The 23,110-nt window shown below is 61.6% G+C and carries 24 protein-coding genes; 1 reads left to right on the top strand and 23 read right to left on the bottom strand.

The genetic code is table 11. The features are described 5' to 3' along the window. Positions 1-123: 123 nt before the first annotated feature. Complete coding sequence (locus HX786_RS12965) at positions 124-1,287, top strand: hypothetical protein (protein ID WP_178912178.1); 1,164 nt, start codon at positions 124-126, stop codon at positions 1,285-1,287. 33 nt (positions 1,288-1,320) lie between these two features. Here the strand turns inward: HX786_RS12965 and HX786_RS12970 are convergent, their stop codons facing one another. The 23 genes from HX786_RS12970 to HX786_RS13080 form a co-directional block, all read right to left on the bottom strand. Further along, positions 1,321-1,716, bottom strand: coding sequence for a DUF2802 domain-containing protein (locus HX786_RS12970; protein ID WP_008434800.1), 396 nt, complete (start codon positions 1,714-1,716; stop codon positions 1,321-1,323). Beyond that, the gene (locus tag HX786_RS12975; RefSeq protein WP_003210641.1) at positions 1,717-2,202 is read right to left on the bottom strand and encodes a chemotaxis protein CheW; all 486 of its coding nucleotides are present in this window, start codon (positions 2,200-2,202) and stop codon (positions 1,717-1,719) included. Positions 2,203-2,275: 73 nt separating this feature from the next. Further along, positions 2,276-3,079: a CheW domain-containing protein gene (locus tag HX786_RS12980; RefSeq protein WP_003210642.1), complete on the bottom strand. Its 804-nt coding sequence runs from the start codon at positions 3,077-3,079 to the stop codon at positions 2,276-2,278. Positions 3,080-3,230: 151 nt separating this feature from the next. Then, positions 3,231-4,019, bottom strand: a complete 789-nt coding sequence (locus HX786_RS12985) for a ParA family protein (RefSeq protein ID WP_003210643.1) — start codon at positions 4,017-4,019, stop codon at positions 3,231-3,233. Positions 4,020-4,070: 51 nt separating this feature from the next. Further along, positions 4,071-4,958: a flagellar motor protein MotD gene (gene motD / locus HX786_RS12990; RefSeq protein WP_003210644.1), complete on the bottom strand. Its 888-nt coding sequence runs from the start codon at positions 4,956-4,958 to the stop codon at positions 4,071-4,073. A gap of 15 nt (positions 4,959-4,973) precedes the next feature. Then, positions 4,974-5,714, bottom strand: coding sequence for a flagellar motor protein (locus HX786_RS12995; protein ID WP_003210645.1), 741 nt, complete (start codon positions 5,712-5,714; stop codon positions 4,974-4,976). After that, entirely contained in the window at positions 5,714-6,835 is a 1,122-nt protein-coding gene (locus tag HX786_RS13000) for a chemotaxis response regulator protein-glutamate methylesterase (protein ID WP_008434810.1), read from the bottom strand. Before HX786_RS13000 ends, HX786_RS12995 begins: the two co-directional genes overlap by 1 nt. 49 nt (positions 6,836-6,884) lie before the next feature. Then, a complete protein-coding gene (locus HX786_RS13005) occupies positions 6,885-9,095 on the bottom strand; it encodes a chemotaxis protein CheA (protein ID WP_102604689.1) in 2,211 nt (736 codons plus the stop codon). An 11-nt stretch (positions 9,096-9,106) separates the two neighbouring features. Beyond that, positions 9,107-9,895 (bottom strand): protein phosphatase CheZ, encoded by a 789-nt coding sequence (locus HX786_RS13010; RefSeq protein WP_003214538.1) that lies wholly within the window; start codon positions 9,893-9,895, stop codon positions 9,107-9,109. A gap of 18 nt (positions 9,896-9,913) precedes the next feature. Then, on the bottom strand, positions 9,914-10,288 hold the full coding sequence (locus HX786_RS13015) for a chemotaxis response regulator CheY (RefSeq protein ID WP_005790040.1): 375 nt from the start codon (positions 10,286-10,288) through the stop codon (positions 9,914-9,916). 170 nt (positions 10,289-10,458) lie between these two features. Continuing rightward, on the bottom strand, positions 10,459-11,199 hold the full coding sequence (gene fliA / locus HX786_RS13020; RefSeq protein WP_008434817.1) for an RNA polymerase sigma factor FliA: 741 nt from the start codon (positions 11,197-11,199) through the stop codon (positions 10,459-10,461). After that, positions 11,196-12,029 carry a flagellar synthesis regulator FleN gene (gene fleN / locus HX786_RS13025; RefSeq protein WP_003192912.1) on the bottom strand — a complete coding sequence of 278 codons (834 nt, stop codon included), beginning with the start codon at positions 12,027-12,029 and terminating at the stop codon, positions 11,196-11,198. Before fleN ends, fliA begins: the two co-directional genes overlap by 4 nt. Before the next feature lie 120 nt (positions 12,030-12,149). After that, positions 12,150-13,466: a flagellar biosynthesis protein FlhF gene (gene flhF, locus HX786_RS13030; RefSeq protein WP_003214543.1), complete on the bottom strand. Its 1,317-nt coding sequence runs from the start codon at positions 13,464-13,466 to the stop codon at positions 12,150-12,152. Positions 13,467-13,477: 11 nt separating this feature from the next. Further along, on the bottom strand, positions 13,478-15,592 hold the full coding sequence (gene flhA / locus HX786_RS13035) for a flagellar biosynthesis protein FlhA (protein ID WP_023659255.1): 2,115 nt from the start codon (positions 15,590-15,592) through the stop codon (positions 13,478-13,480). A 388-nt stretch (positions 15,593-15,980) separates the two neighbouring features. After that, on the bottom strand, positions 15,981-17,117 hold the full coding sequence (gene flhB / locus HX786_RS13040) for a flagellar biosynthesis protein FlhB (RefSeq protein ID WP_178912179.1): 1,137 nt from the start codon (positions 17,115-17,117) through the stop codon (positions 15,981-15,983). 3 nt (positions 17,118-17,120) lie between these two features. Continuing rightward, on the bottom strand, positions 17,121-17,897 hold the full coding sequence (fliR, locus tag HX786_RS13045; protein ID WP_003214551.1) for a flagellar biosynthetic protein FliR: 777 nt from the start codon (positions 17,895-17,897) through the stop codon (positions 17,121-17,123). A gap of 13 nt (positions 17,898-17,910) precedes the next feature. Further along, on the bottom strand, positions 17,911-18,180 hold the full coding sequence (fliQ, locus tag HX786_RS13050; RefSeq protein ID WP_003214552.1) for a flagellar biosynthesis protein FliQ: 270 nt from the start codon (positions 18,178-18,180) through the stop codon (positions 17,911-17,913). A gap of 3 nt (positions 18,181-18,183) precedes the next feature. Continuing rightward, positions 18,184-18,927 carry a flagellar type III secretion system pore protein FliP gene (gene fliP / locus HX786_RS13055; RefSeq protein WP_003214554.1) on the bottom strand — a complete coding sequence of 248 codons (744 nt, stop codon included), beginning with the start codon at positions 18,925-18,927 and terminating at the stop codon, positions 18,184-18,186. Beyond that, positions 18,927-19,361: a flagellar biosynthetic protein FliO gene (gene fliO / locus HX786_RS13060; protein WP_023659254.1), complete on the bottom strand. Its 435-nt coding sequence runs from the start codon at positions 19,359-19,361 to the stop codon at positions 18,927-18,929. The genes fliP and fliO overlap by 1 nt, the downstream gene beginning before the upstream one ends. Before the next feature lies 1 nt (position 19,362). After that, complete coding sequence (fliN, locus tag HX786_RS13065; protein WP_003214557.1) at positions 19,363-19,830, bottom strand: flagellar motor switch protein FliN; 468 nt, start codon at positions 19,828-19,830, stop codon at positions 19,363-19,365. Positions 19,831-19,864: 34 nt separating this feature from the next. Next, positions 19,865-20,833 (bottom strand): flagellar motor switch protein FliM, encoded by a 969-nt coding sequence (fliM, locus tag HX786_RS13070; protein WP_003214559.1) that lies wholly within the window; start codon positions 20,831-20,833, stop codon positions 19,865-19,867. Between the two features lie 9 nt (positions 20,834-20,842). Continuing rightward, positions 20,843-21,343 carry a flagellar basal body-associated protein FliL gene (gene fliL / locus HX786_RS13075; RefSeq protein ID WP_177019591.1) on the bottom strand — a complete coding sequence of 167 codons (501 nt, stop codon included), beginning with the start codon at positions 21,341-21,343 and terminating at the stop codon, positions 20,843-20,845. A 223-nt stretch (positions 21,344-21,566) separates the two neighbouring features. Next, positions 21,567-22,937, bottom strand: coding sequence for a flagellar hook-length control protein FliK (locus tag HX786_RS13080; RefSeq protein WP_178912180.1), 1,371 nt, complete (start codon positions 22,935-22,937; stop codon positions 21,567-21,569). Positions 22,938-23,110: the final 173 nt, after the last annotated feature.

The following is a 23,110-nucleotide window of genomic DNA, read 5'->3' on the forward strand; positions in this document are numbered from 1 at the left end:
CGGAGCGTCACGGGATGCATTCCCACGCAGAGCGTGGGAATGATCAGTTGCGGTGGGTGGTGTATAGCAATTATATCTTTCGAGGTATAGATTATCTCGAACCCGATAGTTCAGGATAAACCCATGAGCCCTACCCGCCCGATTCTCAGTCGAAAGCTACTCGCCGAAGCGCTCGCCCGTGATCTGGCAGGCGAGTCATTTGCCGACTACAGCTCCGGCATGTTCCTCGCGGCTCCGCGCCGTACCGGCAAGAGTACGTTCCTGCGCAACGACCTTATCCCCGAGTGCAAGGCCCGGGGCTGGCTGCCGGTGTACGTGGACCTGTGGATGAACCGCGAAGTCGACCCCGCCGAACTGATCTCCGGCGCCATCGGCAAAGCCCTGGGCGAGTTCGAAAGCGCAGTGAGCAAAGCGGCCAAGAAAGCCGGTATCGACAAGATCAGCCTGCTGCGCACCTTGAGTTGGGACTTCACCAAGCCTCAACTGCCCGCCGGCACCACGCTCACCCACGCCCTGGACGTATTGCACCAGGTATCGGGGCAAATGATCGTGCTGATCGTGGACGAGGCCCAGCACGCCCTCAACAGCGAAGGCGGGGTGAACGCCATGTTCGCCCTCAAGGCGGCACGGGATCATCTCAACGGCAGCAGCACGGCAGATGGCCTGCGCCTGGTCTTCACCGGCTCCAGCCGGGACAAACTGGCCAACCTGGTACTCAAGAGCAAACAACCGTTCTTCGGCGCCCACATCACGCCGTTCCCGCTGTTGAGCCGGGACTTTGTGGAGTTCGTAACGGACCTGTGGAACCAGCGCCTGGCTGCAACCAACCAGTTCAACCTGGAGGACATGGACTATGCCTTCCAGCTCGTCGGCCGGCGCCCGGAAATGCTCAACAAGCTATTGACCGAAGTGAGCGTGGGTCTTGGCGAGGCCAGCAATCTTGGCGAACTGCTGAGGACGGGAGCACTCAATCACCAGGCCGGCATCTGGAGCGACTACGAGAGCGCCTACAACGACCTCTCGCCGCTGCAACAGGCGGTACTCGAAGTGATGGGCGAACGAACCCTGGGCAAGCAGGCGTTCTCGCCTTTTGCGGAGAAAACCTTCCAAGATGTGAACCGCAAGCTGGAGCAGGCCCAGGTCGAGCCGAACGCCAGCACGCCAAACGTGCAGAAAGCACTGGAAGTGCTGCGGGAGAAGGAGTTGGTCTGGAAAGCCAACCGTGGTGAATACGCCCTGGAGGACTCGACCATGGCCGAATGGCTGAGCAACCGGCACCGGCTATAAGCTGCAAGCAATACCGCTTGCAGCTCGTAACCTTCAGTTGTCCTTGTGCAACCGGCTCATCAACTGCGCTTCAGCCTGGGTCAACCCGCAGGACTGGGTCAGCTCATCCACCGTGGCGCCCATGCCCACCAGCTTCGCCGCCTGGGCGAATGAGAGGCTCGACGGGTCACGCTGCTCGAGTGCCGACAGCTTGTCCGGCAACGGCGCCAGCACCGAACGCAGCTCGTGCACTTCATCACCCACACGCACCGCACTTTGCTGGAAGTGGTCGACCCGCTTGGCCAGCTCCAGGATCCGCCGGTCGCGCACAGCGTCGCGCTCGACTTGTCGAGTGGCCAATTCCCGTTGCTGGCGAACATAACGCAGCAGGAAGCCCAGGGTCCCGGCCCAAAGGATGGCCAGGACGATCACCGCTACCTCAAGAAACAATCAGATATTCTCCAGGTCCTGCCACTCTTCTTCGCTCATCATCTTGTCCAGCTCAACCAGAATCAGCAGTTCGCCGTTCTTGTTGCAGACACCCTGGATGAACTTGGCCGATTCTTCGTTGCCGACGTTCGGCGCAGTCTCGACTTCGGATTGGCGCAGGTAAACCACTTCCGCCACGCTGTCGACCATGATCCCGACCACTTGCTTGTCGGCTTCGATGATCACGATGCGGGTGTTGTCGTTGACTTCGGTCGGCACCAGGCCAAAACGCTGGCGGGTGTCGATCACGGTCACCACGTTGCCGCGCAGGTTGATGATGCCCAGCACATAGCTTGGGGCACCCGGAACCGGAGCGATTTCGGTGTAGCGCAGCACTTCCTGCACACGCATCACGTTGATGCCGTAGGACTCGTTGTCCAGCTTGAAGGTGACCCATTGCAGGATTGGATCATCCACCAGACCTTGTGCGGACACTGACTTGTTCATACTCCAGACCCCTTCAAATACCGTTGGTTACGGTGTGTGTTCTTAGGCAGCGCCGTAGCGCTGCTGCTTGTTATCAAGTGCGTTTGTTCAGCGGCATGGCTTTTACCGCGCCGCTGGCAATCAACTCCGCCAGTTCGGCGACATCCAGCAACGCGCACATGTGTTCGATCACAGTGCCCGCCAGCCATGGCCGCTGGCCCCGGTGGCTGCGCCATTTGATTTCGTTCGGGTCCAGGCGCAATGAGCGGCTGACCTGATGCACCGCCAGCCCCCACTCGTAGCCCTGGACCGAAATAACGTATTGCAGGCCCTGGCGGAAGTCATCGCGGTAGCGGTCGGGCATCACCCAACGCGCGGTGTCCAATACCTTCAAGTTGCCCTGCTGGCTCGGCAGGATCCCGAGGAACCAATCCGGCTGGCCGAACAACGGCGTCAACTCCTGGCCTTCCAGGGAGTAGATCGAACCCAGGCACACCAGCGGCACGGCCAGGGTCAACCCGGCGACATCGAACAGCAAACATTCGAACGGCTCCGCAGCCCACACCGGGCGACCGTCGCCCTGTACCGGCGGCGGCGTAATGCTCGGCGGGAGGTGAACCTCAACCACCGGCTCCACCACTACAGGCGCAATCACCACAGGCTCGACGGGCACAGCAACCGGTACAGGAACGGCTACGGGAACCACCAACGCATCACGGGCCTGTTCTTCCAGGACCGCCAACTGAAACTCGTCCAGGGCAGCAGGTTCAGGCTCGATGACTTCATCGAGGATCAGAATCGGTTCCGGCATGTCCTCGGTGGCGTCCTGGAGCAAGGCGTCCAGGTAGGACTCCAGCGCCAGCTGCGGCCGGGTCTTGAAATCAACGGGACGGTTCATCTGTATGCCCACGCGCAAGCCCCATCAACCCTGTATTCAGAGGTTATCGGCCTGTGAGTGTCCGGACTTGAATCGAGAGCCGGTTTGGTCAGGAAAACCGCGGCGTCTGCATCGCTGGCAAGCCAGGCTCCTACAGGGCTGTTTATGACCATCATGCCACCTGCGCCACAAGTTGCTGGGACAACAGGTGCTTGAGCAACGCCCGATACGCCAGCACCCCACGGCTCTTGCCGTCGAACTGCGACGGCGTCAGCCCTGCCCGGCTCGCATCCCGCAGGCGCGTGTCCACCGGGATGTAGCCTTGCCAGATGGTGTCCGGATAAGCATCGCGCAATACCCGCAAGGTGCCGAGGGACGCCTGGGTACGGCGGTCAAACAGGGTCGGCACGATGCTGAACGGCAGCGCTTGCTTGCGCGAGCGGTTGATCATCGCCAGGGTGCTGACCATCCGCTCTAGGCCCTTGACGGCCAGGTGCTCGGTCTGCACCGGGATCACCAGCTGTTGGCTGGCGGCCAGGGCGTTGACCATCAGCACGCCGAGCAACGGCGGGCTGTCGATGATCGCGTAGTCGAAGTCCTGCCACAGCTGCGCCAGGGTCTTGGCGATCACCAGGCCCAGGCCGCTCTGCCCCGGCGACTGGCGCTCAAGGGTGGCCAGGGCGGTGCTGGACGGCAACAGCGAGATCTTTTCATTGCTGGTAGGCAGCAACAGTTGCCCCGGCAAGTCGGCCGGCACGCTGCCCTTGTGCAGGAACAGGTCGTAGCAACTGTGTTCCAGGGCATCCGGGTCATAGCCGAAATAGCTGGTCATGGAGCCGTGGGGGTCCAGGTCGACCACGACCACACGCTTGCCGGCCTCGGCCAGCAAGCCGGCCAAGGCGATGGACGTGGTGGTTTTACCGACACCACCCTTTTGATTGGCAACTGCCCAGACTCTCATTCGGATTGTTCCTCCCGGCAGGCACAGGCTCGACCGAGAAATTGCATGGGGTTATAGAGCCGGTGACGGAGAATTGACGGCACTCCCGCGAACCGGCGCCTTTACGGGCGCTGGTGCAGTTTGTGTGCCAGCCCGCTTCAAGGCGGCATCCGGTGTTGCATTGGCAGTGCCGGTACCGGTCAGGCTGCGGCGCACGTCCAGGTTGCGCGACACCACCAGCACCACCCGTCGGTTGCGCGCACGGCCTTCCGCCGTGGCGTTATTGGCCACCGGCTGGAACTCGCCGTAACCCACCGACGCCAGGCGCCCGGGGTTCACACCCTGCATCGCGAGCATTCGTACAATACTCGCCGCCCGGGCCGAAGACAGCTCCCAGTTGGTCGGGTACTGCGCGGTACTGATCGGCAGGTTATCGGTAAAGCCTTCAACGTGGACCGGGTTTTCAAACGGCTTCAGGATCGCCGCCACCTTGTCGATGATGGTAAACGCCTGGTCGCTGGGCATTGCATCGGCACTGGCGAACAGCAGGCTGGAATTGAGTTCGATCTCGACCCACAACTCATTGCCGCGCACGGTCATCTGGTTGGAGCTGATCAGGTCGCCAAAGGCCGCGCTGATGTTATCGGCGATGCTTTTCAGCGGGTCGCTGGTGCCACCGATGCCGGCGGCGGTTTCATCGCTGTCGTTGACCAGCGGCTTGGCCGGGGTCACGGTCTTGGGGCGTTCTTCGCCAATGGGTATCGGCTTGAGGGCGCGGTCAGCGTCGTTGAACACGCCAATCAGCGCCTGGGAAATGACTTTGTACTTGCCTTCGTTGATCGAGGAAATGGAGTACATCACCACAAAAAACGCGAACAGCAACGTAATGAAGTCGGCGTAGGACACCAGCCAGCGTTCATGGTTGACGTGTTCTTCAGGCTCGCGGCGGCGACGGCTCACAACAAATACCTCCCATCAATCCATGAAGCCCTGGAGCTTCAATTCGATGGAGCGCGGGTTTTCACCCTCGGCAATCGAGAGGATGCCTTCGAGCAACATCTCGCGATAACGCGACTGGCGCAGGGCGATCGACTTGAGCTTGCTGGCCACCGGCAACAACACCAGGTTGGCACTGGCCACGCCGTAGATGGTGGCGACGAACGCCACGGCAATCCCGCTGCCCAGTTGCGACGGATCGGCCAGGTTGCCCATCACGTGGATCAAGCCCATCACCGCACCGATGATGCCGATGGTCGGCGCGTAGCCGCCCATGCTTTCAAAGACTTTGGCAGCGTTGATGTCGCGGCTTTCCTGGGTGTAGAAGTCCACTTCGAGGATGCTGCGAATCGCTTCCGGCTCGGCGCCGTCCACCAGCAGTTGCAGGCCTTTGCGGGCGTAGCTGTCGGGCTCGGCATCGGCCACGCCTTCCAGCCCGAGCAGGCCTTCCTTGCGCGCCGTGAGGCTCCAGTTGACCACGCGGTCGATGCCGCCCGGCAAGTCGACACGCGGCGGGAAAATAATCCAGATGAGGATCTGCATCGCGCGCTTGAACGAACTCATGGGCGACTGCAACAACGCCGCGCCCACGGTGCCGCCGATCACGATCAACGCCGCCGGGCCGTTGGCCAGGGCGCCCAGGTGGCCGCCTTCGAGGTAGTTGCCGCCGATAATCGCGACAAACGCCATGATGATGCCAATCAGGCTCAATACATCCATCAGAGGCAAGCCTCCACCAGGTGCTTGCCGATGTCGTCGAGGCTGTAGACGGCGTCGGCCAGGTCGGCCTTGACGATGGCCATGGGCATGCCATAGATCACGCAGCTGGCTTCATCCTGGGCCCAGATCGCGCTGCCGCCCTGCTTGAGCAGGCGCGCGCCTTCACGGCCGTCGGCGCCCATGCCGGTCAACACCACCGCCAAAACTTTGTCGCCGTAGGATTTGGCCGCAGACCCGAAGGTGATATCCACACACGGCTTGTAGTTCAGGCGTTCGTCACCCGGCAGGATTTTGATCGCACCACGGCCATCGACCATCATCTGCTTGCCACCAGGGGCCAGCAGCGCCAGACCCGGACGCAGGATGTCGCCATCCTCGGCTTCCTTGACGCTGATGCGGCACAGCTTGTCCAGGCGCTCGGCGAACGCCTTGGTGAACGCGGCCGGCATGTGCTGGATCAACACGATCGGCGCCGGGAAGTTCGCCGGCAATTGGGTCAACACCCGCTGCAAGGCCACCGGGCCGCCGGTGGACGTACCGATGGCCACCAGCTTGTAGGCCTTGCGCTTGGGCGCAGGTGAATGTGCGGCGGGCGCAGCCGTACGCACCGGGGCGGCGGCCGGGCGCGCAACCGGTGCCGGCGCCGGGCGACCAAAGGTGCTCGGGGCGGCCGGTGGCGGCGTAACGGGTGCGGGCGCCGGCGCACTGAACAGGCTGCGACGGTTACTGCGGGAGATGCTGTGCACCTTCTCGCAGAGCATCTGCTTGACCTTCTCGGGGTTGCGCGAGATGTCTTCGAAATTCTTCGGCAGGAAGTCCACCGCGCCGGCATCCAGCGCATCCAGGGTGACCCGGGCGCCTTCGTGGGTCAGCGAGGAGAACATCAACACCGGCGTCGGGCAGCGCTGCATGATGTGCCGCACCGCCGTGATGCCGTCCATCATCGGCATCTCGTAGTCCATGGTGATCACGTCCGGCTTGAGCGCCAGGGCCTGATCGATCGCCTCTTTGCCGTTGGTGGCCGTGCCGACCACCTGGATATTGGAATCCGATGAAAGAATTTCCGAGACGCGGCGGCGGAAGAAACCCGAATCGTCCACCACCAGGACCTTGACTACCATAAACACTCCGTTAGGCCGGGCGAGGGACAACCGCCCTGCCCGGGCCGAATCAAATACGCCGTGCGGCGTAACGCTTGAGCATGCTCGGAACATCCAGAATCAGCGCGATCCGACCGTCACCGGTAATGGTCGCACCCGACATGCCCGGGGTTCCCTGCAGCATTTTGCCCAAAGGCTTGATGACCACTTCTTCCTGGCCCACCAGTTGATCGACCACGAAGCCGATACGCTGGGTGCCCACGGAAAGAATCACCACATGGCCTTCGCGCTGCTCTTCATGCTTGGCCGAAGCCACCAGCCAGCGCTTGAGGTAGAACAGCGGCAACGCCTTGTCGCGCACGATCACCACTTCCTGGCCGTCCACCACGTTGGTGCGCGACAGGTCGAGGTGGAAGATTTCGTTGACGTTGACCAGCGGGAAGGCGAACGCCTGGTTGCCCAGCATCACCATCAGGGTCGGCATGATCGCCAGGGTCAACGGCACCTTGATGACGATCTTCGAGCCCTGGCCCTTGGTCGAGTAGATGTTGATCGAGCCGTTGAGCTGGCTGATCTTGGTCTTCACCACATCCATGCCCACGCCACGGCCCGACACGTCGGAAATCTCGGTCTTGGTGGAGAAGCCCGGGGCGAAGATCAGGTTGTAGCACTCGGTGTCGGTGAGGCGGTCGGCGGCGTCCTTGTCCATCACCCCACGCTTGACTGCAATGTTGCGCAGTACCGTGGGGTCCATGCCTTTGCCGTCATCGGTGATCGACAGCAGGATATGGTCGCCTTCCTGTTCGGCCGCCAGGATCACTTTGCCCTGGCGGTTCTTGCCCGAGGCTTCGCGCTCTTCCGGCGTCTCGACACCGTGGTCGACCGCGTTGCGCACCAAGTGGACCAGCGGGTCGGCCAGGGCCTCGACAAGGTTTTTGTCGAGGTCGGTTTCTTCACCCACCAGTTCCAGGTTGATCTCTTTCTTGAGCTGGCGTGCCAGGTCGCGAACCAGGCGCGGGAAACGGCCGAAGACTTTCTTGATCGGCTGCATCCGGGTCTTCATGACGGCGGTCTGCAGGTCTGCGGTGACCACGTCGAGGTTCGACACGGCCTTTTGCATGGCCTCGTCGCCACTGTTCAGGCCCAGGCGCACCAGGCGGTTACGCACCAGCACCAGTTCACCGACCATGTTCATGATGTCGTCCAGGCGCGCGGTATCAACCCGCACGGTGGTTTCGGCTTCACTGGCCGGTTGCTTGTCCGGGGCCGGGGCAGCCGTGGCAGCCCGGGCCGGTGCTGGAGTCGGAGCCGGAGCCGCTTTCGCTGCGACAGGCGCGGCAGCCTTGGCGGCAGGAGCCGGTGTTGCGACAGCCGCGGCAGCAGCCGGTGCAGCAGCGCCGACCACTTCGGTGAACTTGCCCTTACCGTGCAGTTCATCCAGCAGGGCTTCGAATTCGTGATCGGAGATCAGTCCATCGGCGGCCGGCGCAGCAGCGGGTGCCGCAGGCGCGGCGGCCGTTGCGGCGACTTCCGGCAGAGCCTCGGCGGCAAACGAGCCTTTGCCGTGCAACTGGTCCAGCAGCGCTTCAAATTCGTCGTCGGTGATTTCATTGCTGACGGGCGCCGCGGCTTCCGTTGGCGCTGGCGCTGCGGCCACCGCGTCCGGGGCAAACTGGCCCTTGCCGTGCAACTGGTCGAGCAACGACTCGAACTCGGCGTCGGTAATGTCTTCGGTGGTCGGCACCATGGCCGGCGCACTGGCTGCCGGCGCTTCGGCTTCGGCCTTGACGGCGTTCAGCGAGTCCAGCAGTTGTTCAAATTCGCTGTCGGTCACGTCGCCCGCAGGCTCGGCAACCGGCTCAGCCACCGCTTCCACCACGGGAGCGTTGGCCGCAGGTTCCGCCAGGCGCGCCAGGGCGGCCAGCAGTTCCGGCGTGGCGGCAGTGATCGGTGCGCGCTCGCGCACTTCACTGAACATGCCGTTGACCGCGTCCAGTGCTTCCAGGATCACGTCCATCAGTTCCGAGTCGACGTGCCGCTCACCCTTGCGCAGGATGTCGAACACGTTCTCGGCGATGTGACAGCACTCCACCAGCTCGTGGAGCTGGAGGAAGCCGGCGCCCCCTTTTACAGTATGAAAACCGCGAAAAATTGCATTGAGCAGGTTCGCATCATCCGGTCGGCTTTCCAGCTCGACCAGTTGTTCGGACAGTTGCTCTAAAATTTCGCCGGCCTCTACAAGGAAATCCTGAAGGATTTCTTCATCGGCGCCGAAGCTCATGGGTGTGCTCCTTAGAAGCCTAAACTGGACAGCAAATCGTCTACGTCGTCTTGCCCGGATACAACGTCTTCACGTTTATCGGCATGAATCTGCGGACCTTCACCCTTGGCGAGGTGTTTTTGTGGATCTTTTTCAGAAAGGATCGCTGCGCGGTCATGTTCGATGCCGGCAAACCGGTCGACCTGGCCCGCCATCAACACCAGTTTGAGCAGGTTGCTTTCCACTTCGGTGACCAGTTGGGTCACACGCTTGATCACCTGACCGGTGAGGTCCTGGTAATCCTGGGCCAGCAGAATGTCATTGAGGTTGCTGGAAACCGTGCGGTTTTCCTGCTCGCTGCGGGACAAAAAGCCCTCGACCCGACGCGCCAGCTCACGAAACTCCTCAGCGCCCACTTCCCGACGCATGAACCGGCCCCAGTCAGTGCTCAGGGCCTTGGCTTCACTGGCCATACCGTTGACCAGAGGCGTGGCGTTTTCCACCAGGTCCATGGTGCGGTTGGCCGCCGCCTCAGTCAGCCTGACCACGTAGGACAGGCGTTCGGTGGCATCCGTGATCTGCGAGATTTCCTCGGCCTGGGGCATGTGCGGGTCAATCTGAAAATTGACTATCGCACTGTGCAACTCACGGGTGAGCTTGCCCACTTCCTGGTACAGGCCGCGGTCACGGGTCTGGTTGAGCTCATGGATCAACTGCACCGCGTCGCCGAACTGGCCTCTTTCAAGGCTTTCGACGAGTTGATGAGCATGTTTTTTCAGGGTCGACTCAAAGTCGGCCTGCGATGATTCTTTATGCTCCATAGCTCCCCCGTGGCAGCATCAATGACCGATGCGTTCGAAGATCTTTTCGATCTTCTCTTTCAAGGCCAGTGCAGTGAATGGCTTGACCACGTAGCCGTTGACCCCGGCCTGGGCGGCTTCGATGATCTGTTCACGCTTGGCTTCAGCGGTCACCATCAGCACAGGCAGGCTGCGCAGTTTTTCATCAGCGCGCACGTGGCGCAGCAGATCGATACCGGTCATGCCCGGCATGTTCCAGTCCGTTACCAGAAAGTCGATGCTCCCGCTGTTGAGGATCGGAATCGCCGTAATACCGTCATCCGCCTCGACCGTGTTAGTGAACCCAAGGTCACGCAACAGGTTTTTTATGATCCGCCGCATCGTTGAGAAGTCATCAACGATGAGGATTTTCATGTTCTTGTCCAATTCGACCTCCAAGCAGTCTTAAACGCGCCCAGCACCTGGGCGCGCCATATCAATCAACAGGCGTTACACAAAAAGGACTACCGGGGGCGCACCACGGGCCAAGCCCGTCCGGGCGCAGGGCCTGGACGGTATCGTTCGCAGTGTCCCCACACTGCCTGTCAGCGCGCTCGCCACTCTCCCAAACGCCCCCGCAAGCGGGCCGCGCACTGGCTGTGTAACTGGCTGACCCGCGATTCGCTGACTCCCAGGACCTCACCGATTTCCTTGAGGTTCAGCTCTTCGTCGTAGTACAGCGCCAACACCAGTCGCTCACGCTCCGGCAAATTGGCTATCGCGTCCGCCAGCGCGCTCTGGAAGCGTTCATCTTCCAGGTCCCGTGACGGTTCGAGATGGGCACTCGCGCCGTCCTCGTGCAGCCCTTCATGTTCGCCATCCTGTAAAAGGTCGTCGAAACTGAACAGCCGGCTGCCCAAGGTATCGTTCAAAATCCCGTAGTAATCGTCGAGACTCAATTGGAGTTCGGCCGCAACTTCATGATCTTTAGCGTCGCGACCGGTTTTTGCTTCAATTGAGCGAATTGCGTCACTCACCATCCGCGTATTGCGGTGCACTGATCGCGGCGCCCAATCACCTTTACGCACTTCATCGAGCATGGCCCCACGGATACGGATACCCGCGTATGTCTCGAAACTCGCGCCCTTGCTCGCGTCGTACTTGGTCGACACTTCAAGCAGGCCGATCATCCCGGCCTGGATCAAGTCCTCGACCTGCACGCTGGCAGGCAAGCGCGCCAGCAGGTGATAGGCAATGCGCTTGACCAGGGGCGCATAGCGCTCGATCAATTCGACTTGACTGTCACGTGCCGACTTCTTGTAAAGGTTGTAGCCGCTGGCTGTCATAGCACCGGTCCTGCGCTCGTCTGATGCACCAATCGCTCGACGAAAAACTCCAGATGCCCCCGGGGATTGGCGGGCAACGGCCAGGTATCGACCTTCTGGGCAATAGCCTTGAACGCCAATGCGCACTTCGAACGAGGGAACGCTTCATAGACCGCACGCTGCTTTTGCACGGCCTTGCGCACACACTCGTCGTAAGGAACTGCGCCAACGTATTGTAAGGCGACATCGAGGAAGCGATCCGTGACCTTGGTCAACTTGGCGAACAGATTCCGCCCTTCCTGCGGGCTTTGGGCCATGTTGGCCAGCACGCGGAAGCGGTTCATGCCGTAGTCGCGGTTGAGCAGTTTGATCAGGGCGTAGGCGTCGGTGATCGAGGTGGGTTCGTCGCACACCACCAGCAACACTTCCTGGGCTGCGCGCACGAAACTGACCACCGACTCGCCGATCCCGGCGGCGGTGTCGATCACCAGTACGTCGAGGTTGTCGCCAATGTCGCTGAACGCCTGAATCAGGCCGGCATGTTGCGCCGGACTCAGGTGCACCATGCTCTGGGTGCCGGAAGCCGCCGGCACGATGCGAATCCCGCCGGGGCCTTGCAACAGTACGTCGCGCAGCTCACAGCGGCCTTCGATGACATCGGCCAGGGTATGTTTGGGCGTCAGTCCCAGCAGAACGTCGACGTTCGCCAGCCCCAGGTCAGCATCCAGCAGCATGACGCGACGGCCAAGCTCTGCCAGGGCCAGGGACAAATTCACTGACACGTTAGTTTTTCCGACGCCACCTTTGCCGCCGGTCACCGCGATCACCTGTACGGGATGCATGCTGCCCATTTTATTTCTTTACCTTGTCTTGCTTAGACGCAGGCTACATAAGTTGGCCGCGCGAACTGCTGGCAGGCCATCGATGTAGATACTTTTCACTGTCATTTTTAAATAGAAAGCCATGATGCCTCAGCCAACTCGCTTGTTCGGGCTGTGGTAGAGGTCAGCAAACATGTCAGCCATCGCTTCCTCACTGGGTTCTTCCTGCATTTGCACGCTGACAGCCCGGCTGACCAACTGATGACGGCGCGGCAGATGCAGATCATCCGGGATCCGCGGCCCGTCGGTCAGGTAGGCGACCGGTAATTCATGACTGATTGCCAGGCTCAATACTTCGCCCAGGCTTGCCGTCTCATCCAGTTTAGTCAGGATGCAACCCGCCAGCCCGCAGCGCTTGTAGCTGTGGTAGGCGGCGGTCAATACCTGCTTCTGGCTGGTAGTGGCAAGCACCAAATAGTTTCTGGATTTGATCCCGCGTCCGGCCAGGCTTTCCAGCTGCATGCGCAGGGCCGGGTCGCTGGCTTGCAGGCCGGCGGTGTCGATCAGCACTACGCGCTTGCGCAGCAGTGGGTCGAGGGCGTTGGCCAGGGACTGGCCCGGGTCGACGTGGGTCACCGGCACATTGAGGATGCGGCCCAGGGTCTTGAGTTGTTCCTGGGCGCCGATGCGGTAGCTGTCCATGCTCACCAGCGCGATGTTCTGGGCGCCGTACTTGAGCACGTAACGTGCGGCCAGCTTGGCCAGGGTGGTGGTCTTGCCCATGCCGGCCGGGCCGACCATGGCAATCACACCGCCTTCTTCCAGGGGTTCGATTTCCGGGGTGACGATCATCCGCGCCAGGTGGGCCAGGAGCATGCGCCAGGCCTGGCGAGGTTCTTCAATTTGCGTGGTCAGTTGCAGCAGGTCGCGGGACAACGGGCCGGACAGGCCAATGCGTTGCAGGCGACGCCACAGGTTGGCCTGTTGTGGCTGGCTGCCCTGCAACTGGTTCCAGGCCAGCGAACCCAGCTGCACTTCCAGCAGTTCACGCAGGCCGTTGAGTTCGAAGCGCATCGAGTCGAACACCCGCTGGTCTACCGCCGGCGCCGGGGCTGGCGCAGCAGGACGCGGTGGTTCAACAAAAGTCGGCTCTACCAGCGGCTCGGACGCGGTCAACGGCAGCCCGGCAAACAGCTGGCGATTGGTGGAGGCGTCGCTGTCGCCACGCATGCTCAGTTCAGCCTGGGCCGAGACAATGCGCGAAGCGGTCTTGCGCAGCTCGTCTTCCAGTTCCATGTTCGGCACGCGCGGCGCCAGGGCCGAGGGTTTGTAATCCAGGGCAGCCGTCAGCTCCACACCGCCGGCAATACGACGGTTACCGATAATCGCAGCGTCGGCGCCCAACTCATCACGTACCAGTTTCATGGCCTGACGCATATCGGCGGCGAAAAAACGCTTCACTTGCATATCCCACTACCTCAGCCGTTGGGCCCTACTGTCGCGACGATAGTCACTTGCTTATTGTCAGGAATTTCCTGGTAAGCCAATACGTGCAAATTCGGTATAGCCAGGCGTCCAAACCGCGACAACATCGCCCGGACGGGGCCAGCCACCAGCAGGATCACCGGATGGCCTTCCATTTCCTGGCGCTGCGCGGCCTCGATCAACGAACGCTGCAGCTTCTCTGCCATGCTTGGCTCCAGCAACACGCCCTCATCAGCGCCCTGCCCAGCCTTCTGAATACTATTGAGCAATATTTGTTCCAACCTTGGTTCCAAGGTGATAACAGGCAGCTCGGAGTCAAGCCCTACAATGCTTTGGACGATTGCACGCGACAATCCGACGCGCACTGCGGCCACCAGGGCGGCAGTATCTTGACTCTTGGCGGCATTGTTGGCGATAGCTTCGGCAATGCTGCGAATGTCCCGCACCGGCACCTGCTCGGCCAACAGCGCTTGCAGCACCTTGAGCAGTTGCGAGGTGGACAGCACACCCGGTACCAGCTCTTCGGCGAGTTTTGGCGAGGCCTTGGCCAGCAATTGCAAGAGTTGCTGGACTTCTTCGTGGCCAATCAGCTCGTGGGAGTGCTTGTACAGAATCTGGTTGAGGTGGGTGGCGACCACAGTGCTGGCGTCGACCACGGTGTAGCCCAGCGACTGCGCCTGGCTGCGCTGGCTGATTTCGATCCATACCGCTTCCAGGCCAAAAGCCGGATCTTTGGCGGTAATCCCGTTGAGGCTGCCAAACACCTGGCCCGGGTTGATCGCCAGTTCGCGGTCCGGGTAGATCTCGGCCTCGGCCAGAATCACCCCCATCAGGGTCAGGCGGTAGGCGCTCGGGGCCAGGTCGAGGTTGTCGCGAATGTGCACGGTGGGCATCAGGAAGCCCAGGTCCTGGGACAACTTCTTGCGCACACCCTTGATCCGCGCCAGCAATTGCCCGCCCTGGTTGCGATCCACCAGGGGAATCAGGCGGTAGCCGACTTCCAGGCCGATCATGTCGATCGGGGTCACGTCGTCCCAGCCCAGCTCCTTGGTTTCCAGGGCGCGGGCCGGCGATGGCAGCAGTTCCTGCTGGCGCGCCACTTCCTGCTGGGCAATCACCTTGATGTTGTTTTGTTTTTTCCAGAACAGGTAGGCACCGCCGGCGGCCATGGCGGCCATGCTCAGGAACGAGACATGGGGCATGCCCGGCACGATGCCCATGATCGCCATGATGCCTGCCGCCACCGCCAGCGCCTTGGGCGAGGCAAACATCTGCCGGCTGATCTGCTTGCCCATGTCTTCAGAGCCCGAAGCACGGGTCACCATGATCGCCGCAGCTGTAGATAACAACAGTGATGGCAATTGCGCCACTAAACCGTCACCGATGGTCAGCAGGGCGTAAACCTTGCCGGCGTCGCCGAAGGTCATGCCGTGCTGGAAGATGCCGACCGCCATGCCGCCGATCAGGTTGATAAACAGAATCAACAGGCCGGCGATGGCGTCGCCGCGCACGAATTTGCTGGCACCGTCCATGGACCCGTAGAACTCGGCTTCCTGGGCGACTTCAAGGCGACGGGCCTTGGCCTGGTTCTGGTCGATCAGGCCGGCGTTGAGGTCGGCGTCGATCGCCATCTGCTTGCCGGGCATCGCGTCGAGGGTAAAACGCGCGCTCACCTCGGAAATCCGCCCGGCGCCCTTGGTCACGACCACGAAGTTGATGATCATCAAGATCGCAAAAACCACGATACCGACCACGTAGTTACCGCCGATCACCACCTCGCCGAAGGCCTGGATCACCTTGCCCGCGGCGGCGTGGCCGTCCTGGCCGTGGAGCATCACCACCCGGGTGGAAGCCACGTTAAGCGCCAGCCGCAGCAGGGTGGCGATCAGCAGGATGGTCGGGAATACCGCGAAATCCAGCGGCCGCAGGGCGTATACGCACACCAGCAACACGACGACCGACAGCGCAATGTTGAAGGTGAAGAACACATCCAGCAGGAACGGCGGCATCGGCAACATCATCATTGCCAGCATCACCAGCAACAACAACGGCACACCCAGATTGCCTCGCGAGAGGTCAGTCAGGGTGCCACGGGCCGTGCTGAGCATTTGAGAGCGATCCACCGGTATTCCTCGTTTCCTTGAAGCAAACTTTTGACGCCGGGAAGCGTCCTGGAGGCGGTATTGCAAGAAGCCTTCCAACTTTTGCTTGAGGAAGCAGATCGTTCCGGCGGCCAGCAACGACATACCGCCGCGTGCACATCACCTGTGGCGAGGGAGCTTGCTCCCTCGCCACGCTGATTGAGGTAGCGCCCTCGCCCGCGACTTACACGGTGCGAGATGCAATTGCGGGAACGCTCAGGGGGATTTTTGTTGTTTGGGCGGACGCCTTCGCGAGCAAGCCCGCTCCCACATTTGACCGCGTTTCTACAGGATATACACGGTCAAATGTGGGAGCGGGCTTGCTCGCGAAGAGGCCAGGAGGGACGCTACAAAATCAGGAATCCCGACGCAAATCCGGTGGAATCGGCAGGTCTTTGAGCGGATCCGGCCGCTTGCCCTTGCCCGCCCGGTACTGGCGGATCTGATACACGTACGCCAACACCTGAGCCACCGCCAGATACAACCCGGCCGGAATTTCCTGGTCCAGGTCGGTGGAGTAGTAGATCGACCGCGCCAACTCCGGCGATTCCAGCAGCAGGATGTCATTGGCTACCGCAATCTCGCGGATTTTCAACGCCGTGAAATCACTGCCCTTGGCCAGCAACATCGGCGCCCCACCCTTCTCCGGGTCGTACTTGAGCGCCACGGCGTAGTGGGTCGGGTTGGTGATGACCACATCGGCATCGGGCACCGAGGCCATCATCTTGCGCTGGGACATCTCGCGCTGCAGCTGGCGAATCCGCTGCTTGACCTCGGGCCGGCCTTCCTGGTCCTTGTGCTCGTCGCGCACTTCCTGCTTGGTCATCAGCAGTTTCTTGTGGCTTTCCCACAGCTGGATCGGCGCATCCACCGCAGCAATGATGATCAGCCCGCAGGCCATCCACAGCGAACTCCAGCCCACCACTTGCACACTATGGATGATCGCCAGCTCAATCGGCTCATGGGCGATGCGCAGCAGGTCGTCGATGTCGGACGACAACACCGTCAACGCCACAAACAGGATCAGGATGAACTTGGCCAAGGCCTTGAGCAGTTCCACCAGGGCCTTGGTGGAAAACATCCGCTTGAGCCCGGCCGCCGGGTTCATCCGGCTGAATTTGGGCGCCAGGCTGCCGGCGGCAAACAGCCAGCCGCCGAGGGAAATCGGGCCGATCAGGGCCGCCAGCAACAAGGTGATGAGGATCGGCTGCACCGCGAGGATCGCGATCTTGCCCGAGTGCAGCAGGTACAAGCCCATGGCGCCCGGGCTCAGCAGCACGTCGCGGGGCAGGGAGAAATTCAGGCGCATCAACTCCATCAGGTCCAGGGCCAGGCCACCGCCATAGATCAGCAGGCCGCCGGAACCGGCGAGCATGATCGCCAGGGTGTTGAGCTCTTTGGAGCGGGCAATCTCGCCCTTTTCCCGGGAGTCCTTTTTACGTTTCTCCGTGGGGTCTTCTGTCTTATCCTGGCCACTCTCGCTCTCGGCCATGGCTTACCGCGCCCGCGCCAAGTCACGTAAAAACTGCAAGGCATCGGTTGCCAGCGGTTGATACTGATTGAGAATGTCAGCCATGCCGACCCAGAAAATCCCCATGCCCAGCACCAGGGTCAGCGGGAAACCGATGGAGAAGATGTTCAACTGCGGCGCCGCCCGGGTCATCACGCCAAAGGCGATGTTGACCACCAGCAGCGCAGTGATCGCCGGCAATACCAGCAGCAGGGATGCACCGAGCACCCAGCTCAAGCGCCCCACCAGCTCCCAGAAATGATTGACCACCAACCCGCTGCCCACCGGCAAGGTGGTGAAGCTTTCGGTCATCACCTCGAACACCACCAGGTGGCCGTTCATGGCCAGGAACAGCAAGGTCACCAGCATCGTCAGGAATTGCCCGATCACCGCCACCGACACGCCGTTGGTAGGGTCGACCATGGACGCGAAGCCCATGCCCATCTGGATCGAGATGATCTGCCCGGCGATCACAAAGGCCTGGAAGAACAGCGTCAGGGAGAAGCCCAGCAAGGCGCCGATGATGATTTGCTCGGCGATCAGCATCATTGCACTGAGGTCCAGGGCATTCACCGGTGGCATCGGCGGCAAGCCCGGCACGATGACCACGGTGATCGCCACTGCGAAATACAGGCGGATGCGCCGTGGTACCAGGGTGGTGCCGAACACCGGCATGGTCATCAGCACGGCCGTGACCCGGAACAACGGCAGGATGAACGAGGCCACCCAGGTGCTGATCTGGGTGTCGGTCAAGGCCAGCATCGAATTCACGGGGTCAGCCGATCAACTGCGGAATACTGCCGTACAGCTGCAGGATGTATTCCATGAAGGTTTGCACCAGCCACGGGCCGGCAACGATCAGGGTGATCAGCATCACCAGCAGGCGCGGCAAAAAGCTCAGGGTCTGTTCGTTGATCTGGGTCGCGGCCTGGAACATCGCCACCAACAGGCCCACCAACAGGCTCGGCACCACCAGCACGGCGACCATCATGGTGGTCAGCCACAGGGCTTCGCGAAACAGGTCGACTGCTACTTCTGGCGTCATGGCCTACACCCCACCGAAACTGCCGGCCAGGGTGCCGATAATCAGCGCCCACCCGTCCACCAACACAAACAGCATGATCTTGAACGGCAGCGAAATGATCAGCGGCGACAGCATCATCATACCCATGGCCATCAGCACACTCGCCACGACGAGGTCGATGATCAGGAACGGAATGAAGATCATGAAGCCGATCTGGAACGCGGTCTTCAACTCCGAGGTCACGAACGCCGGCACCAGGATGGTCAGCGGCGCCATGTCTGGGCTGGCGATGTCGGTACGCTTGGACAACCGCACAAACAACTCAAGATCGCTGGAGCGGGTCTGCGACAGCATGAAATCCTTGATCGGGCCCTGGGCCTTGTCGATCGCATCCTGGGCGGTCATTTTCTCCGCCAGGTACGGTTGCAGGGCTTGCTGGTTCACCTTGTCGAACACCGGCGCCATGATGAACAGCGTCAGGAACAGCGCCATGCCGGTGAGGATCTGGTTCGACGGCGTCTGTTGCAGGCCGAGAGCCTGACGCAGGATCGAGAACACGATGATGATGCGGGTGAAGCTGGTCATCAGCATCACGAACGCGGGGATGAAGCTCAGCGCGGTCATGATCAGCAGGATCTGCAGGCTGACCGAATACTCCTGCGCGCCCGCCGCGTTAGTGCCCAGGGTGATCGCCGGGATCGACAACGGGTCTGCTGCGTACGCCAGCGGCGCTGCCAGCAACAGCATGAGCGTCAATAAAACGCGCATTACTTCTTATCCTTCTGATCCTTGCCCAGCAACTCCATGAGGCGCTGGGCGAATTCCGGCGTGGCCGCTTGGGTCTGGGCCACTTCCACAGGCGACTTGAGCACGTGCAACGGGGTGATGCGACCGGGGGTGATGCCCAGCAGGATCTGCTCGTCGCCGACCTGCACCAGCACCAGCCTGTCCCGCGGGCCAAGGGCGCGTGAACCCACCAGCTCGATGACCTGGGCATTGCCCGGGCCGATGCGCTGCACGCGGCGCAGCACCCAGGCGAGCACGAAGATCAGCCCCACCACCAGCAACAACCCCAGCACCAACTGGGTGAGTTGCCCGCCCACACCGCTGCCAAGCGCAGGCGCAGCCGCCTGGGCAACCGGTTCTGCTGCCATTACGCTCAAGGGCAGCGTCGATAACAGTCCTACCAATGAGCGCTTCATATCAACGCAACTTCTTGATGCGTTCGCTCGGGCTGATCACGTCGGTCAGGCGGATGCCGAACTTCTCGTTGACCACCACCACTTCGCCATGGGCGATCAGCGTGCCGTTGACCAGCACGTCCAGCGGCTCGCCGGCCAGGCGGTCCAGCTCGATCACCGACCCCTGGTTGAGCTGCAGCAGGTTGCGGATGTTGATTTCGGTGCTGCCGACTTCCATGGAGATCGACACCGGGATGTCGAGGATCACGTCCAGGTTCGGACCGTCGAGGGTCACCGGGTCATTGTTCTTCGGCACGCTGCCGAACTCTTCCATGGGAAGGCGGTTGCCAACCGGTGCAGTGGCCGCATCGGCCGCCAGCAGTGCATCGATATCGTCCTGGCCGACATCGCCGGTTTCTTCCAGGGCAGCCGCCCACTCGTCAGCCAGGGCCTGGTCTTCGGCGGAAGTGTTTTCGTGTTCGGTAGCCATTACATGTCCTCGGCGGAGCAGAAATTAAGGTGGATCAGCGACGGTTGATCGGTTCGATCACTTGCAACGCCAGGTTGCCTTTGTGAGAACCGAGCTTGACCTTGAACGACGGCACGCCGTTGGCGCGCATGATCAGTTCTTCCGGCAAGTCGACGGGAATCACATCCCCCGGCTGCATGTGCAAAATATCCCGCAAACGCAGCTGGCGACGGGCCACGGTGGCGCTCAGGGGTACGTCGACGTCCAGCAGGTCTTCGCGCAGGGCTTTCACCCAGCGTTCGTCCTGGTCGTCGAGGTCGGACTGGAAACCGGCATCGAGCATCTCGCGCACCGGCTCGATCATCGAGTACGGCATGGTCACGTGCAGGTCGCCGCCGCCGCCATCGAGTTCGATGTGGAAGGTGGAGACCACAATGGCTTCGCTGGGGCCGACGATGTTGGCCATGGCCGGGTTCACTTCCGAGTTGATGTACTCGAAATTGACTTCCATGATCGCCTGCCAGGCTTCCTTCAAGTCGATGAAGGCCTGCTCCAGCACCATGCGCACCACCCGCAACTCGGTCGGGGTGAATTCACGGCCTTCGATCTTGGCGTGACGGCCATCGCCGCCGAAGAAGTTGTCCACCAGCTTGAACACCAGCTTGGCGTCGAGGATGAACAGCGCGGTGCCGCGCAGCGGCTTGATCTTCACCAGGTTGAGGCTGGTGGGCACGTACAGCGAGTGCACGTACTCACCGAACTTCATCACCTGCACGCCGCCCACCGCCACGTCCGCCGAGCGGCGCAGCATGTTGAACATGCTGATACGGGTGTAACGGGCAAAACGCTCGTTGATCATTTCCAGGGTCGGCATGCGTCCACGGACGATGCGATCCTGGCTGGTCAGGTCGTAGCTTTTGACGCTGCCGGGCTCGGCAGCCATTTCGGTCTGTACCAGACCATCGTCGACGCCATGGAGCAGCGCATCGATTTCATCCTGGGACAGCAGGTCCTGCACGGCCATGTCGTGATCCTACTGCAATACGAAATTAGTGAAGAGCACCTGCTCGATCACAGGTTTGCCGACTTCCTTCTGGGCCACTTCCTGCACGCTGGCAGTGACCTTCTGGCGCAGCATTTCCTGGCCCACCGGGGTGGCGAGGGTGTCGAAGGGTTGGGCGGAAAACAGCATCACCAGGTTGTTGCGGATCACTGGCATGTGCACCTTGAGGGCATCCAGGTCTGCCTGGTTACGCGCCAGCAGGGTAATGCTCACCTGCAGGTAGCGTTGACGGCCGTTCTGATTGAAGTTGGCGACAAACGCCGGCAGCATCGGCTCGAAGATTGCCGGTTGCTTGACGTTGGGGTTGACCTCGGCCGTGGCGGCCGGTTTGCTCTGGGCACTGTGCATAAAGTACCAGGTAGCCCCCACGGACAAGCCGATCGCCAGGAACAAGGCCAGGACAATCAGCAGGATAAGCTTGAGCTTGCCCTTGCCTGCGGGTGCTTTTGCTGCGTCGTCGCTCTTCGCCATGCCAATAATCCGTCACTATTCTGGGATTCATAGTTCTGGGGAAAGGCAAGAGCAAGTGTTATGCCAGAGTTGTCAGTTCGGTCACGGTTTCGCCGACACTGCAAAACCAATGTGGGAGCGGGCTTGCTCGCGAAAGCGGTGGATCAGCACCTGTAACGGTGACTGACACTCCGTATTCGCGAGCAAGCCCGCTCCCACATTTTGATCATCGCCAGGCCTCGGATCAGGCGTAGTAGTCCACGGCACTGGAGCCAATCACCGACTGCACCACCGGCGCGGCCACTTCAGCCACCTCACCGATACCGCCGCCATCAACCCCATCACCCCGCCCGCCACTGCCGCTGACGCCGCGAGCCTGGTTCTGCTGTTGCTGGTCCTGGCCCTGCTGCCCCTGCCAGCCACGGGACTGGTCCGACACGTTGACGTCGACCTGGCCCATGCCCTGCTGGGCAAACATCTCCCGCAGGCGGCCCGACTGGCTTTCCAGGGCTTCACGCACCACCGCATGGCCGCTAATGAAGGTGACTTGCGCCTGCTGGTCGGCGGACATCTTCACGCTGATGTCCAGGCGACCCAGTTCAGCGGGCTGCAACTGGATCTCTGCCGACTTGAGGTTGGCGCTGGACAGGTACATGACCCGGTTCACCACCTCATCGGTCCAGCCACTCTGGTGCATGGCCAATGGCGCGTTGGCCACCGGCGGCAGGGCATTCGCAGTTTTCGGCGTGGCAGCCTGGGTCAGCGCGGCGAGGCGGTTGGCGAAGTCATCGACACGGGTGTCGCTGCTGGCGTCCTTCAAATCCTTGAGGCCGCCGTCGATCAGACCGGCAAAGGCTTTGTCGCCGCCCTGGTCGGTGCTGTCCTTGGACGCTTGCTGGTCGACCATATTGGCCAGGCCTGTGACGAAGTTTTGCGCGGCGGTCGGCTGATCCTGGGTCGGGGCCGGGGCGGTTTTTGCCGGGGCCTGGCTGCTGGCGGACACGTGTCCGCCCTGTTCCATGGCCAGGCGCACGGCGGGCATTGCATCCAGCGGATCGGCCTCGGGATCGAAGGCGGGCTTGGCGTCGTCGGTCGCGGCCATCGGTGGCGCCACGACTGGCTGGTTTTTGTCATCCTTCGCGGTGGCCGGCGTCGGGGTCTCGACGGGCGCCGGCGTAGCGGGGACGGGGACAGGGACTACCGCGGCTATCAGCGCCGGGTCTACGGCGGGGTCGACCGGAGGTTGCTGGGCCAGGGACGGATCGTCTGCCGGGGCATCGTCGTCTGACTTGGCGGTGGTGTCCGGGGTGTCCGCCTTGGCCGGCGGGTTGGCAGGCAAAGTCTTGCCGTTATCGGCAACCGATGGGGTACCGGCGGCAGGCTTGTCGTTGTTGGCGGCGGGCTTGGGGGTATTGTCCGCAGGCTTGTCGCGGGTGGATTTGATGGGGGTGTCGGCAGGTTTTGCCGCAGGCGCAGGGGCCTGGTTGGCGAACACCTGAGCGAAGCCCGGGGCCTTGTCCCGTGGGTTCGCAGCCACTGCCGGTGGATTGGCGGCGGGCGCTTGAGGCTTGGCCGCAAGGGCTGCCTGAAGGAGCGAATTCGGGGTGATTGCCATAGTCAAGAGTCTCCGCCGCACAGGGGTCGAGGGTGCGGTAACAGGAGATAGAGCAAGAGTTGGGCCAGGTTTTGGTTTAAGGGTGCATATCCGTTATTTGGGTGATGGCTTGTATGGGGTCTTGAGTGTTGAAGAGCAAAAGCAACAGCCAAATCAAAAGCGGGCACGGTCCA

It is taken from the genome of Pseudomonas sp. 21615526, assembly GCF_013386245.1.
In the GTDB taxonomy this organism is placed as follows: Bacteria; Pseudomonadota; Gammaproteobacteria; order Pseudomonadales; family Pseudomonadaceae; genus Aquipseudomonas.

Bases quoted from the DNA above. Each gene is read 5' to 3' on its own strand.
- fliP (WP_003214554.1), bottom strand. From the start codon at position 18,927: ATGCGCGTTTTATTGACGCTCATGCTGTTGCTGGCAGCGCCGCTGGCG.
- fleN (WP_003192912.1), bottom strand. From the start codon at position 12,029: ATGGGCAGCATGCATCCCGTACAGGTGATCGCGGTGACCGGCGGCAAA.
- fliO (WP_023659254.1), bottom strand. From the start codon at position 19,361: ATGAAGCGCTCATTGGTAGGACTGTTATCGACGCTGCCCTTGAGCGTA.
- HX786_RS13080 (WP_178912180.1), bottom strand. From the start codon at position 22,937: ATGGCAATCACCCCGAATTCGCTCCTTCAGGCAGCCCTTGCGGCCAAG.
- flhA (WP_023659255.1), bottom strand. From the start codon at position 15,592: ATGCTCAGCACGGCCCGTGGCACCCTGACTGACCTCTCGCGAGGCAAT.
- HX786_RS12985 (WP_003210643.1), bottom strand. From the start codon at position 4,019: ATGAGAGTCTGGGCAGTTGCCAATCAAAAGGGTGGTGTCGGTAAAACC.
- fliN (WP_003214557.1), bottom strand. From the start codon at position 19,830: ATGGCTACCGAACACGAAAACACTTCCGCCGAAGACCAGGCCCTGGCT.
- HX786_RS13000 (WP_008434810.1), bottom strand. From the start codon at position 6,835: ATGGTAGTCAAGGTCCTGGTGGTGGACGATTCGGGTTTCTTCCGCCGC.
- HX786_RS12975 (WP_003210641.1), bottom strand. From the start codon at position 2,202: ATGAACAAGTCAGTGTCCGCACAAGGTCTGGTGGATGATCCAATCCTG.
- HX786_RS12980 (WP_003210642.1), bottom strand. From the start codon at position 3,079: ATGAACCGTCCCGTTGATTTCAAGACCCGGCCGCAGCTGGCGCTGGAG.
- HX786_RS12995 (WP_003210645.1), bottom strand. From the start codon at position 5,714: ATGGATGTATTGAGCCTGATTGGCATCATCATGGCGTTTGTCGCGATT.
- fliM (WP_003214559.1), bottom strand. From the start codon at position 20,833: ATGGCCGTGCAGGACCTGCTGTCCCAGGATGAAATCGATGCGCTGCTC.
- flhB (WP_178912179.1), bottom strand. From the start codon at position 17,117: ATGGCCGAGAGCGAGAGTGGCCAGGATAAGACAGAAGACCCCACGGAG.
- HX786_RS13005 (WP_102604689.1), bottom strand. From the start codon at position 9,095: ATGAGCTTCGGCGCCGATGAAGAAATCCTTCAGGATTTCCTTGTAGAG.
- HX786_RS12965 (WP_178912178.1), top strand. From the start codon at position 124: ATGAGCCCTACCCGCCCGATTCTCAGTCGAAAGCTACTCGCCGAAGCG.
- flhF (WP_003214543.1), bottom strand. From the start codon at position 13,466: ATGCAAGTGAAGCGTTTTTTCGCCGCCGATATGCGTCAGGCCATGAAA.
- fliA (WP_008434817.1), bottom strand. From the start codon at position 11,199: ATGACAGCCAGCGGCTACAACCTTTACAAGAAGTCGGCACGTGACAGT.
- fliR (WP_003214551.1), bottom strand. From the start codon at position 17,897: ATGCTGGCCTTGACCGACACCCAGATCAGCACCTGGGTGGCCTCGTTC.
- fliQ (WP_003214552.1), bottom strand. From the start codon at position 18,180: ATGACGCCAGAAGTAGCAGTCGACCTGTTTCGCGAAGCCCTGTGGCTG.
- fliL (WP_177019591.1), bottom strand. From the start codon at position 21,343: ATGGCGAAGAGCGACGACGCAGCAAAAGCACCCGCAGGCAAGGGCAAG.
- HX786_RS13015 (WP_005790040.1), bottom strand. From the start codon at position 10,288: ATGAAAATCCTCATCGTTGATGACTTCTCAACGATGCGGCGGATCATA.
- HX786_RS13010 (WP_003214538.1), bottom strand. From the start codon at position 9,895: ATGGAGCATAAAGAATCATCGCAGGCCGACTTTGAGTCGACCCTGAAA.